We start from the raw sequence: 11,883 nt of genomic DNA on the forward strand, positions 1-11,883 counted from the left end.
CCGACCCGGAGGCCTGCCATGCACGGCCAGCTCAAGCCGCTGCTGCAACCGCTGACCCTCGCCGCCCTGGTGACGCTGGCGACCGTCGCCTGGTCGATCCATGGGGAACTGGGCGCGCAGCGACCGCTCGGGTGGGGATTGCTGGGGCTGTTCGGGACCATCCTGCTGCTGCTGGACCGGCTGGGGTCGCGCCCGCGACTGCGCGTGGCCGGCTACGTGGTACTTGTGGCCTGCGCGATGGCGGTGGTGGCCCTCGCCCCGCGCACCGGTACGTCGCCGATCCTGGTCGTGGTGCTGGTCGCGGCGCTGGCCGTGGACTACCCGGCCTGGCGGGTGCTGGTGATGGCCGCACTGCTGAACCTGGCCCTGTACCTGGTGCTCCGTGCGGGCGGCCACGGCGCCCCCGGCCACGCCGTCGGCGTGTTCCTGGGATTCCAGGGGTTCGCCGCGCTGGTGGCCTACTACGCGCGTGGCACCGAACTCGCGCGCGATCGCCTTGCCCAGGTCAACGCCGATCTCCTTGCCACCCGCGCCTTGCTGAGCGACAGCATCCGCGACGCGGAGCGGATGCGGGTCGCGCGCGAGCTGCATGACGTGGCCGGGCACCGGCTCACCGCCCTGACGCTGAACCTGCGGGCACTGGCCGACGTGCCGGCGCTGGCCGGACGCGCGGAACTGCAGGTCGCGCGGACGATGGCCGCCGAGCTGATGGCGGACCTGCGGCAGGTGGTGCAGGCGCTGCGCCACGATCGCGGCCTCGACCTCGCCACCGCGCTGCACGCCATCGCCGCGCCGTTCCCGCGCCCGTCGCTGCGGCTGGCGATGGCCGATGACGTCTGCGTCGAGGAGGCGGGCACCGCGGAAGTCCTGCTGCGCATGGTGCAGGAGGCGCTGACCAATGCCGCCCGCCACGGGCAGGCCCGCCATCTGCACGTGGCGATCCGGCAGGAGAGCGGCCGCATCGCGGTCACGATCGAGGATGACGGCCGCGCGCAGGTGCCGCTGCGCGAGGGCAACGGCCTGTCGGGAATGCGCGAGCGCCTGGCCGAGGCTGGCGGCACCCTGGCGCTGTCGGTATCGGCGTGCGGCGGGATGCGCATCGATGCGAGCCTGCCTGCATGAGCGCGCCTCGGATCGCGCTCGCCGACGACCAGGCGCTGGTGCGTGCGGGACTGCGCGCCCTGCTCGAACGCCAGGGGATCGCCATCGCCTTCGAAGCGGACGATGGCGCGGCGCTCCTCGACGGCCTCGCCACCAGCCCGGTCGATGTGGTGCTCAGCGACATCCGCATGCCCGGGATCGACGGCATCGAAGCCCTGGTGCGGCTGCGCGAACGCGGCGACGCCACCCCGGTGCTGCTGCTCACCACCTTCGACGACAGCGACCTGCTGCTGCGTGCCACCGATGCCGGCGCGCAGGGTTTCCTGCTCAAGGACGCCGCGCCGCAAGACCTGCGCGAGGCCATCGTGCGCATCGCCGCCGGCGAGGCGCTGCTGCAGCCGGTGAGTACCGGCCCTGTGCGCGCGCGCTATCGCTACCACGCCGCCGATGCGCCCGCTGAACCCTTCAGCGTCCGGGAGGTCGCGATCCTGCGCCTGCTCGCGGGCGGCTACTCCAATCGCGAGATCGCCCGCTCGCTGTTCCTCGCCGAGGGCACGGTGAAGAACTATGTCTCGGCCATCCTCGACAAGCTCGACACCCGCGACCGCACCCGAGCGGTGTTGAAGGCGATCACCCTGCGGGTGATCTGAACGCTCCGTCGTGGCCGGGCGCGGTGGTGCGGGGTGGCTGGCCAGTCTCCGGAGTTGTCGCAACGGCTGAGACGACGCTGCCGCACACTGCGCCGATGTCGATGGCGACCAAAGCCAGGGCCGTGCCCGCCGCGCCGCTCAAGGGCCGCGGCGCGGCCTCCTACGTGCCCGGCCGCTACGAGACCGCCACCGTGCACGCCGAGGACGACGGCTGGGACTGCCTGCAGGCGCGCGACGAGACCGATCCCGCGCCGCATCCCGACACCCGCGTGCACGAGGAGACCGCGCGCGGCATCGTCAGCCGCAACGATTCGCCCGACGTCGGCTTCAGCCAGTCGGTCAATCCCTACCGCGGCTGCGAGCACGGCTGCGTGTACTGCTTCGCGCGGCCGTCGCACGCCTACCTCCAGCTGTCGCCGGGACTCGACTTCGAGACCCGCCTGTTCGCCAAGACCAACGCGGCCGAGCGGCTGCGCGCCGAGTTCTCGCGCAAGGGCTACCGCTGTTCGCCGATCGCGCTGGGCATCAACACCGATGCCTACCAGCCGATCGAACGCCGCTACCGGATCACGCGGTCGCTGATCGAGGTGATGGCCGAATTCCAGCATCCGTTCAGCCTGTTGACCAAGAACGCGCTGGTCACGCGCGACCTCGACCTGCTGGCGCCGCTGGCGGAGCAGGGCCTGGTGACCGTGCATTTCTCGGTGACCACGCTCGACAACCGGCTGTCGGCGACGATGGAGCCGCGCGCCTCTGCGCCGCACGCCAGGCTGCGGGCAATGCGGCAGGTCGCCGAGGCCGGCATTCCGGTCGGGGTGATGGCCGCGCCGGTGATCCCGAAGATCAACGACCACGAGATCGAGGCGATCCTGGAGGCCGCGCACGCGGCCGGCGCCCGGTCGGCCGGCTACGTGCTGCTGCGGCTGCCGCACGAGCTCAAGGAGATCTGGCGCGAATGGTTGCAGCTGCACCATCCCGACCGCGCCGCGCACGTGATGAGCCTGGTCCAGCAGATGCGCGGCGGCCGCGACTACGACAGCGGATACGGCACCCGGATGCGCGGGCAGGGGCCGTTCGCGGAGCTGATCCAGGCGCGTTTCCAGCGCGCGCGGCGACGGCTGGGCTATGGCCGGCTGCCGCCGCTGGAATGCGGCCGCTTCCGCGCGCCCGCCGCCGCCGGCGACCAGGGCCGGCTGTTCTGAAGGCCGCCTGTTTCACCGATCCTGCACCGACCCTGCACACCGTTGTTCCGTAGACTGTCGGCCGCCGGCGCTCTTGCCGTCTCGACGTGACCGATCGTGCAGGTTGATGTGTCCTTGTATCAGGAAGCGTTTGCCCAGGCCGACGCTGGCCTGGCGCTGCTCGCGCCCGATGGCGCGTGGCGCTCGGCCAATCCGGCGCTGTGCACGCAGCTCGGAACGCCGGCCGCGGAACTGCTGGGGACGCGCGCGCACGAGACCGTGTTCGACGTGGACACCGCGCAGCGCATCGACGCGGCGCTGGCCGGAGGCGAGCCGCGTCGCGGCTTCACCGTGGAGCGAGCGGACGGCCAAGCCTGGCGGCTGTCGCTGGTGCGCCTGGCAGCGGGCGGACTGCTGCTGCAGCTGGATGTCGATGCGGGTGCGCAGGCGCGTGCGGCCACGGAGCGGATGCAGGAGCACCTGGGCCACGGCATCTCCCACGATCTGCGCGCACCGCTGCGCAGCATCGCCGGGTTCGCGGCGCGCCTGGACGAGTCGGGCGCGGTGTCCGAATCCGGAAGAACCGACCTCGCCCGCATCCGTGCGGCCGCGATGCGTGCCGAACATCTGGTCGACGGGCTGCTGGAACTGCTGCGCGCGGCGCGGCAGCCGCTGCGCGCGGACGAGGTCGACGTGAGCTTGCTGTGCGACTGGGTGGCCGGCGAACTGCGCGATGCCAACCCCGCGCGCAAGGCGCAGATCGAGGTGGCGCCGGACCTGTTCGCCCGCGGCGACGAACACTGGCTCAAGACGATGCTGGGGCACCTGCTGGACAACGCCTGGAAATTCTCGGCGACGCGCGATCACGTCGACATCCGCGTCGAGGGAACGGTCGCCGAAGACCGCCTGCAGCTGGCCGTGCACGATGCCGGCTGCGGTTTCGACATGCGTTATGCTGACAAGCTGTTCGTTCCCTTCCAGCGCCTGCATGGATCGGAACAGGGGGGCGGCAACGGCCTCGGCCTGGCGATCGCGCAACTGGTCGCCGAGCGCCATGGGGGCCGGATCCGGGGCACGTCGCGTCCCGGCCAGGGCAGCACCTTTTTCATCGACCTGCCGGCCGCGACCGGTCGCGACCTGGATGAGCGCAATGACGCATAGCGAGATCCTGCTGATCGAAGACAACCCGGACGACGCGGAGCTGACCCGCATCGCCTTTTCCGAGGCCGGCATCGATCGGCAGCTGGTGGTGGTGCGCGACGGGGCGGAGGCGCTGGACTACCTGTTCGCGCGCGGCGCGCACGGCTCGCGCGACGTGAGCCAGCTGCCGGCGATCGTGTTGCTGGACCTCAACCTGCCCAAGATCGACGGACGCGAGGTGCTGCAGGCGATCCGCGGCGATGCGCGGACCCGCTCGCTGCCGGTGGTGGTGCTGACCACCAGCGACGAGCCTTTCGACGTCGAGGCCACCTACGCGCTGGGCGTGAACAGCTACATCCGCAAGCCGGTGGAGTTCGACCAGTTCGTCGGCGTGGTCAAGCAGATCGGGCTGTACTGGCTGGTGCTCAACCAGCCGCGCGTGGCCGGCTGAGGCCGGACTCCGGTCGCGGCTGGCGCCGCTCCCGCGACGCGGGATGATGCGCGCCTGCAACGGCGGATCCGCCTATCCGGCCCCGTACAGCGCCTCCGCGCGCTGGAACAGGATCCAGCTGGTGGCGATGAACTTGTCCCGGCCCTGCGGGCGATTGCCGCGGTGGGTATGGGTAAAGGCGGTCGGCGCGATCAGCAGGTGGCCGGTGCGGGGTTCGATCCTGCGCTGCTGGAACAGGAATTCGGTCTCGCCGCCTTCGAAGCCGTCGTTGAGATAGAGCGTCCACAGCAGGTGGCGGTGCAGGGTGTCGCCATCGCCTACGCGCGGGTACAGCTCGCAGTGCCAGTAGGGATAGCCGCCTTCGCCGGCGCGGTACCACTGCAGGTTGACCGGACCCGGGCGCAGGCAGGTGCGCGCCAGCTGGCCGAGCGCGCGATCGTCGAGCGCGGCGAGGTCCTCGGCCGAGAGGCGACGCAGCCCGCCGTTGCCGTCGGGCTGCTGCAGCATCAGTGGCGCGACCAGGGCCTGCGGATAGCGGCGCAGGTAGGCCAGCAGGCCGCCATACACGGCGACGTTGAGCGCCTGCGCGACATCGGCCCAGTCGGGTCGGTCGCTGATGGAGAGGTCGCGGCTGTGCTTGAGCTCGGGATGCACGCCGCCGCCCACCTGGCCGGGCTGCAGCGCATCGCTGGCGCGCAGCCGCGCCACGATCGCCGCACAGGCCTCGGTCGCCAGCGCGCCCGGATACACCTCGATGAAGTCGGGGGGATGCACGGCCCGATTCTAGCGCTGGCGCGGCCATGCCGACCGCGCATGTGCGTCCAGCCAGGCGCCCGCCCCGGTCGCGGACGCGTCGCCGTGGTTCAGTCTGCGCGCGCCTGCCAGTCCCAGCGCAGCCCCAGCAGCAGCCCGCGGCCGGGACCGGGTTCGTAGTAGCGGCCGTTGCCTTCGTTGACGATGACCGACCCGACATGGCCGCGGTCGAACACGTTGTCGAGGCGGGCGAAACCGCGCAGCCGCCCGTGCGCGGTGCGCCAGTCGCGCGCGGCTTGCAGATGCAGCAGCACGTGGCCCGGTGCGTGCCGGGCGCCGGTGTCGCTGACGCTGATCGACGAACTGCCGGTGGCTTCGAGCGCAAGCTGCCAGTCGCGCGGCTGCCACTGCAGGCGAAGATGGCCCTGGCGTCGCGCGGTACCGGGGATCGTTGTCCCGGCCGCGACCAGGACCGACGGGTCGGTGCAGCCGGCCCCGGTACAGATCGGGAACGCGTCGCGGAAGCGTGCGTCCAGCCAGGTCCAGGCCAGCCGCAGCGACCAGGCCTCGGCGAGCGGCAGCGTCGCCGAGAGTTCGGCGCCCTCGCGCCGCGCGCGGCCGACGTTGCGGTAGCTGCTGCGGCCGCCGACGTTGCGCGCGACCGCCAGTTCGTCGTCGGTGTCGGCGCGGAACAGCGCCGCCTCCACGTGCGCGCCGCCGTCGCTGCGCCACTTGGCGCCGAGTTCGAGGTTGCGGCTCGTCGCTGGCGCGAGGTCGAACGCCAGCCCGGCGCCGCCGTCGGCGCGGTAACCCAGTTCGTTGAAGGTGGGCGTCTCGAAGCCGCGCCCCGCCGAGGCATACACGCGCCAGTCCTGCGCCGGCGCGAAGATGAGCCCCAGCACCGGCGTCGTCTCGGCGTAGTCCACGCGGCCGCTGTCGTCGGGATTGCTGGCGGTGATGTAGCGGTCGCTCGACTCGAAGCGCAGCTGGCTGCGGCGCACGCCGGCCAGCAGCGACCACCGCTGCGCGAACTGCCACCAGGCCTGCGCGTAGAGATCGCGGTTGTCGACGCGGTTGCGCTCGTCGCGCCGCAGCGCGCCGCGCACGCCCAGCGTGTCGCCGACGAAGTTCTCGTAGCCGCGCCGGTGCTGGCGCTGGCGGTCGGCGTTGCCGCCGGCGGTGAACTCGAGCGCACGCCCGGCCAGCGACCCGGACCAACGCCAGCGCAGGTCGACGCCGCCGTAGTCGTTGTCCAGGTCGATCACGCCGCCGGAGCTGAGCGGATTGCCCTGCGCGCCCACCGGCACCGACAGGAACTGCTCGATCTCGCGACGCCCGCCGTAGCTCATGGCCTCGAGCGCATGGCCACCCGCCAGCGGCTGCTCCCAGCGCAGGCCCAGCTGGTCCTGGCGCGCCGACTTGCGCGTGCGGTACTGCGTGGCGACCGCGGTGGCCTGGCGCGGATCGTCCTGCACCTGGTCCCAGGACAGGCCCAGCGGATCGAGCGCGCCGGGCGCATCGAAATGATTGGCCACCAGCTGCAGGCGGCCGTCGCGCGGCAGCGGCGCATGCAGCTTGAGGTTGAGCCAGCTGCGCCGCGCGGCGCTGTGGTCGCGCCAGCCGTCGGTCTCGAAGTGACTGGCCGCCAGCGCGTAACCCAGCACGTCGCCGGCGCCGCGCAGGCTGGCCGTGATCGCGCGGGCAGCGTCGCGTCCCGCGCTCGCCTGCAGGTGGCCGCGCGTGGGCGCGTCCCCGTCCGCGCTGAAGATCTGCACCACGCCGCCGGACGAGTTGCCGTGCAGCGCGGAGAACGGACCACGCAGCACCTCGACGCGCTCGGCGCCCGCCAGCACGAAATGCGAGACCTGGCCCTGGCCGTCGGGCATGGTCGCCGGGATCCCGTCTGCGTACAGCCGCAGCCCGCGCACGCCAAAGGTGGAACGCGCGCCGAATCCGCGGATCGACAGCTGCGTGTCCTGGGCGAAATTCTGCCGCTCGCGCGCGGCGAGCCCGGGCACGCCGGCCAGCGCCTCGGACACCGCCACGCCGGCGCCGGCCTCGCCACCGTCGAGTTCGATGCGATCGAAGGACGCGGGCACGTCGAACGGCGCGACCCGCTGCAATCGCGCGGCGGACACCTCGATGCGGTCGAGGGTGAGCGCAACGGGCTCGGCTGCGGACAGTGCAGCGGCCGGCAGCGCCAGCGCCAGGAGCATCGGCAACCGCCCGCGCAGGTGGCGGCGGCGGTGCCCTGAACGGATCGCGGGCATCATGAAAGGAGGCGGGGAATCATCGTCGGCAGTGTCCGGCGCGCGGCATGAACGGGTCGTCGTGGCAGGCCACCTGCGTGGTGGGACTGCGCAGCATTGGTGGATCGCACGGCGCCGGGACCGGGCGCACGCGTGCACCACATCCCCGCTTTCAGTCGGTGCCGGCAGAGGGCGTCATGCGGGATGCGCATGAGGCGACGGGTGCAACCCGCGCCGCGACCGCGCATGGAAACGACCGCGAGGCTCGAGTCCGGCACCAGGTCGCCGCCGGCCCGCTCAGCTGACCGCCGCCACCGCCTGCGCCACGTAGTCCAGGTTCTTCGCGCTCAGCGCGGCCACGCAGATACGCCCGGTGCCGACGGCGTAGATGCCGAACTCCTCGCGCAGGCGATCCACCTGCGCCTTCGACAGGCCCGAGTACGAGAACATGCCGGCCTGGCGCTCGATGAAGCCGTATTGCGGCGCGCCGTGCGCAGCCAGTCGTTCGACCAGGCCCGCACGCAGGGCGTGGATGCGTGTGCGCATCTGCCCCAGTTCGTCCTCCCACTGTGCGCGCAGCGCCGGATCGTTGAGTACGCCGGCCACCAGCGCCGCGCCGTGCGTGGACGGGCTGGAGTAGTTCGCGCGGATCAGGCGCTTGATCTGCGACTGCACGCGCTTGCTCTCGTCGGCGCTGTCGCTGACCACGGTCAAGGCGCCGACGCGCTCGCCGTACAGCGAGAACGACTTCGAGTACGAACTGGCGACGACGAAGTTGCGGATCGGCGAGGCAGCCAGCAGGCGGATCGCCAGTGCGTCCTCGGCAATCCCGCGGTCGAAGCCCTGGTAGGCCATGTCGATGAACGGAAACAGGTTGCGCTCGTGCAGCAGCGCAATCACCTGTTCCCATTGCGGCGCGGTCAGGTCGGCGCCGGTGGGGTTGTGGCAGCAGGCGTGCAGCAGCACCACGGTGCCGGCCTCGAGCCTGCGCAGGTCGGCGAGCATGCCGTCGAAGTCGAGCCCGTGCGCCGCCGCGTCGAAGTAGGTGTAGTCCACGACTTCGAAACCGACCGCGCCGAACACCGCACGGTGGTTTTCCCAGCTCGGATTGCTGATCGCGATGCGCGCGAACGGCAGCGCCTTCTTCAGCAGTTCCGCGCCGGTGCGCAGCGCGCCGCTGCCGCCGATGGTCTGGGTGGTCGCGGCGCGGCCCTCGGCGATCAGCGGCGACCCGGCGCCGAACAGCAGTTCGCGGGTGGCGCGCGTGTAGTCGGGCATGCCGTCGATCGGCAGGTAGCCGCGCGGCTTGCTGGCTTCGGCCAGCTGGCGCTCGACCTGCTGCACCGCGCCCAGCACCGGAATGCGGCCGTCCTCGTCGTAGTAGATGCCCACGCCGAGGTTGACGCGCGTGGCGCGGGTGTCGGCGTTGTAGGCCTCGGTCAGGCCCAGGATCGGATCACCGGGAACCAGTTCAACATTCGCGAAAAAGGGCACGGCAAGTCGTCGCAGAAGGAAGGGGAGGGGCGCCGGCATGCGGCGAAAAACCGCGTGATTCTAGCAGTTGCGTGGACGCGGGCCCGGGCGGTTGCGGACGGAACCGTCGAGGTCGGCGGCCGGGTGCCGGCTGCCCCGAACGACCGTCCGCGGGTGGCGGACCGTGGCGGTGCAGGGTCGAGCGCGCGGCGAACCACGCTGTGCGATGCGGCCCCGCAAGCCCCCGGGCTACACGTCCCCGTCGCTGGCCCAGCCTGCACCCGTGCCGCGCTGCAGGACCTGGTCGGTGGCGAGGATCTCGCCGGCCGGGATCGACGGCTGGTCGGCCAGGCGCGCGTAGATCGGGGTGAAGTCCGGCCGGGTGGCCTCGATCAGCTGCTCGAAGCTGTCGATCACGAAATAGGTCTTCTGGTAGCTGTCGATGCGGTAGCGCGTGCGCATGATCCGCTCCAGGTCGAAGCCGATGCGGTTGGGGGCATCGCTTTCGAGCGCGTGGATCGACTCGCCCTTCGAGGACACGATGCCGCTGCCGTAGATGCGCAGGCCCTCGGCCTCGCGGATCAGGCCGAACTCGACGGTGTACCAGTACAGCCGCGTCAGGTTCTGCAGCGCATCGGGGCCGATGGCGTGCGCCTTGACCCCGCCGCGGCCGTAGGCCTGCATGTAGTCGGCGAACAGCGGATCCATCAGCAGCGGCACGTGGCCGAACAGATCGTGGAACAGGTCGGGCTCTTCGATGTAGTCGATCTGGTCGGGCTTGCGGATCCACCAGGTCACCGGGAAGCGGCGATTGGCCAGGTGGTCGAAGAAATCCAGCTCCGGCAGCAGGCCTTCCACGCCGATCAGCTGCCAGCCGGTGGCCTCGCCCAGCACCCGGTTGAGCTCGGTGTAGCGGGGGATCGCGTGCGGGCTCATGCCCATGGCGTCCTGCGCGTGCAGGAAGGCCTGGCTGGCGCGACCGGGCAGGATCTCGCGCTGCCGTTCGAACAGGGTGGCCCAGGTGGCGTGGTCCTCGGCGGTGTAGTCGTCCCAGGGCTGCGCGACGATGCCGGTCGCATAGACCGGCACCTTGCCCTTGTCGGTGTGCAGGTTCTCGACGCGACGCGGCTGTTGCAGGGACATGGCTCGACTCCGGCGCTGGGCGCCTGCCGCCGGGACGGGGCGCGTTGGAGGGGATCTCACCGCAGGGTAGCCGGGCCGGCGCGCAACAGGCTTGCAAAGTTGCACACAGGCGCGGCGATGGCGCAGGATTGTTGCGCAACGGCAGGATCTGGAGCATGAAATGGCGGCAATCCACCTCGATCGCACCGATCTGATGCTCCTGGCCGAGCTGCAGCGGGCAGGCCGCCAGACCAATGCCGAACTGGCCGAACGCGTGCACCTGTCCGCCTCGGCGTGCCTGCGCCGCGTGCAGCGGCTCGAGCGCGAGGGGGTGATCGCCGGCTATCGCGCCGAACTCGATGGGGATCGCCTGGGCCTGGGCCTGCAGGCCTTCGTGCGCGTGCATCTGGCGCGCCACGATGCGGCATCCATCGCCGCCTTCGCCGCCCACGTCAACGACTGGCCCGAAGTGGTGGCCTGCCATGCGCTCACCGGCGACATGGACTACCTGCTGCACGTGGCGGTCGGCGGGCTGGAGCACTTCTCGCGCTTCCTGCTCGACAAGCTGCTGGCCCAGGCCGGCGTGGCCGACGTCAACTCCAGCTTCGTGCTGCGCACGGTCAAGGCCTTCCGCGGCCTGCCCCTGCCAGCTTCCTGACGTCTCCCGGCGAGTCGGCAGTCCCGCCGGTGCTTCGCCATGCCGTCATGTCGTAGAGGCGTCAACGATCCAGCGGACTGAGCACGCCAGCGGGGCCCCGGTTGAGGACATGGGTGTAGACCTGCGTAGTGCTGACATCCTTGTGTCCCAGCAGCTCCTGGATCGTGCGCAGGTCGGCGCCGGCCTCGAGCAGATGGGTGGCGAAGCTGTGACGCAGCGTATGCGGCGTGACCGGCTTGCTGAAACCGCAGGCCCGCGCCGCACGGCGCACCGCCTGCTGCAGGACGCCGGGGTCGAGATGGTGGCGCTTCTCCTGCCCGTCGAGCGGATCGTTCGAACGCCGCGTCGCCGGGAACACGAACTGCCAGTCCAGCAGCCATGCCGCCTGCCGATACTTGCGGGCCAGCGCATGCGGCAACTGCACGGCCCCGTGGCCGGCATCGAGGTCCTGCGCATGCAGCGCACGCACCTCCGCCAGCTGCAGCTGCAATGCCTGGTGCAGCCGACCGGGCAGCACGGTCTTGCGATCCTTGCCGCCCTTGCCCTCGCGGACCGTGATCTCGTTGCGGGCGAAGTCCACGTCCTTGACCCGCAGGCGCAGGCACTCCATCAACCGCAGGCCACTGCCGTACAGCAGCCCGGCCATCAACGCATCCCGGCCTGCCATGTGCCGCAGCAGTTCCGAGGCTTCCGCGCGCGACAGCACCACAGGCAGTCGCGGCTGGCGCTTGGCGCGCACCACGTCCTCCATCCACGGCAGGTCCAGCAGCAGCACCTTGCGGTAGAGGAACAGCAGCGCCGCCAACGCCTGGTTCTGGGTGCTGGGCGCCACCCTGTCGCGCACCGCCAGATTGGTCAGGAACCGCTCCACCGCCGGACCGCCCAACTCGCGCGGGTGGCGGACGCCGTTCTCACGGATATAGCGGCGAATCCAGTAGAGGTATGCGTGCTCGGTACGCAAGCTGTAGCGTTCCAGCCGCAAGCGGCCGCGAACTTCGTCCAACAGGCGCGGCCTGCTCGCGGGCGAATCTGAAAACTCATATCGCCGCCTCCCCGGCGATGGCGGTACGTTCGCGTTTCCACACACCGAACGGACGCCATGCGA

General features: G+C 71.2%; 11 protein-coding genes. 6 read left to right on the forward strand and 5 right to left on the reverse strand.

Going from position 1 to position 11,883, the window contains the following annotated elements; all coding sequences use genetic code 11:
* Positions 1 to 18 precede the first annotated feature (18 nt).
* The 5 genes from Q0863_RS10395 (at position 19) to Q0863_RS10415 (ending at position 4,523) form a co-directional block, all read left to right on the forward strand.
* The gene (locus tag Q0863_RS10395) at positions 19 to 1,122 is read left to right on the forward strand and encodes a histidine kinase (protein WP_298577780.1); all 1,104 of its coding nucleotides are present in this window, start codon (positions 19 to 21) and stop codon (positions 1,120 to 1,122) included.
* On the forward strand, positions 1,119 to 1,751 hold the full coding sequence (locus Q0863_RS10400) for a response regulator transcription factor (RefSeq protein WP_298577781.1): 633 nt from the start codon (positions 1,119 to 1,121) through the stop codon (positions 1,749 to 1,751). Before Q0863_RS10395 ends, Q0863_RS10400 begins: the two co-directional genes overlap by 4 nt.
* A 101-nt stretch (positions 1,752 to 1,852) precedes the next feature.
* Positions 1,853 to 2,953, forward strand: coding sequence for a PA0069 family radical SAM protein (locus Q0863_RS10405; protein WP_298577782.1), 1,101 nt, complete (start codon positions 1,853 to 1,855; stop codon positions 2,951 to 2,953).
* Positions 2,954 to 3,061: 108 nt separating this feature from the next.
* The gene (locus Q0863_RS10410; protein ID WP_298577784.1) at positions 3,062 to 4,093 is read left to right on the forward strand and encodes an ATP-binding protein; all 1,032 of its coding nucleotides are present in this window, start codon (positions 3,062 to 3,064) and stop codon (positions 4,091 to 4,093) included.
* On the forward strand, positions 4,083 to 4,523 hold the full coding sequence (locus Q0863_RS10415; protein WP_298577785.1) for a response regulator: 441 nt from the start codon (positions 4,083 to 4,085) through the stop codon (positions 4,521 to 4,523). Before Q0863_RS10410 ends, Q0863_RS10415 begins: the two co-directional genes overlap by 11 nt.
* Positions 4,524 to 4,595: 72 nt before the next feature.
* On the opposite strand, the gene Q0863_RS10420 is transcribed toward Q0863_RS10415, so the two are convergent.
* The 4 genes from Q0863_RS10420 to phhA form a co-directional block, all read right to left on the reverse strand.
* Positions 4,596 to 5,297: a 2OG-Fe(II) oxygenase gene (locus Q0863_RS10420; protein ID WP_298577787.1), complete on the reverse strand. Its 702-nt coding sequence runs from the start codon at positions 5,295 to 5,297 to the stop codon at positions 4,596 to 4,598.
* 89 nt (positions 5,298 to 5,386) lie between these two features.
* Entirely contained in the window at positions 5,387 to 7,492 is a 2,106-nt protein-coding gene (locus tag Q0863_RS10425) for a TonB-dependent receptor (protein WP_298577788.1), read from the reverse strand.
* A gap of 330 nt (positions 7,493 to 7,822) precedes the next feature.
* Positions 7,823 to 9,019: an amino acid aminotransferase gene (locus tag Q0863_RS10430; RefSeq protein WP_298577789.1), complete on the reverse strand. Its 1,197-nt coding sequence runs from the start codon at positions 9,017 to 9,019 to the stop codon at positions 7,823 to 7,825.
* A 228-nt stretch (positions 9,020 to 9,247) separates the two neighbouring features.
* Entirely contained in the window at positions 9,248 to 10,141 is an 894-nt protein-coding gene (gene phhA / locus Q0863_RS10435; RefSeq protein WP_298577790.1) for a phenylalanine 4-monooxygenase, read from the reverse strand.
* A gap of 160 nt (positions 10,142 to 10,301) precedes the next feature.
* On the opposite strand from phhA, the gene Q0863_RS10440 reads away from it, so the two are divergent.
* Positions 10,302 to 10,778 carry an Lrp/AsnC family transcriptional regulator gene (locus Q0863_RS10440; protein ID WP_298577791.1) on the forward strand — a complete coding sequence of 159 codons (477 nt, stop codon included), beginning with the start codon at positions 10,302 to 10,304 and terminating at the stop codon, positions 10,776 to 10,778.
* A gap of 61 nt (positions 10,779 to 10,839) precedes the next feature.
* Here Q0863_RS10440 and Q0863_RS10445 read toward each other — a convergent pair whose 3' ends face one another.
* Positions 10,840 to 11,784, reverse strand: a complete 945-nt coding sequence (locus tag Q0863_RS10445) for an integron integrase (protein ID WP_298577815.1) — start codon at positions 11,782 to 11,784, stop codon at positions 10,840 to 10,842.
* Positions 11,785 to 11,883 lie beyond the last annotated feature (99 nt).

Source organism: uncultured Luteimonas sp., assembly GCF_947492465.1.
Taxonomy (GTDB): domain Bacteria; phylum Pseudomonadota; class Gammaproteobacteria; order Xanthomonadales; family Xanthomonadaceae; genus Luteimonas.

Excerpts from the sequence above, each read along its gene's own strand:
- Q0863_RS10400 (WP_298577781.1), top strand. The coding sequence starts at position 1,119 with ATGAGCGCGCCTCGGATCGCGCTCGCCGACGACCAGGCGCTGGTGCGT.
- Q0863_RS10415 (WP_298577785.1), top strand. The coding sequence starts at position 4,083 with ATGACGCATAGCGAGATCCTGCTGATCGAAGACAACCCGGACGACGCG.
- Q0863_RS10440 (WP_298577791.1), top strand. The coding sequence starts at position 10,302 with ATGGCGGCAATCCACCTCGATCGCACCGATCTGATGCTCCTGGCCGAG.
- Q0863_RS10405 (WP_298577782.1), top strand. The coding sequence starts at position 1,853 with ATGGCGACCAAAGCCAGGGCCGTGCCCGCCGCGCCGCTCAAGGGCCGC.
- phhA (WP_298577790.1), bottom strand. The coding sequence starts at position 10,141 with ATGTCCCTGCAACAGCCGCGTCGCGTCGAGAACCTGCACACCGACAAG.
- Q0863_RS10395 (WP_298577780.1), top strand. The coding sequence starts at position 19 with ATGCACGGCCAGCTCAAGCCGCTGCTGCAACCGCTGACCCTCGCCGCC.
- Q0863_RS10425 (WP_298577788.1), bottom strand. The coding sequence starts at position 7,492 with ATGCTCCTGGCGCTGGCGCTGCCGGCCGCTGCACTGTCCGCAGCCGAG.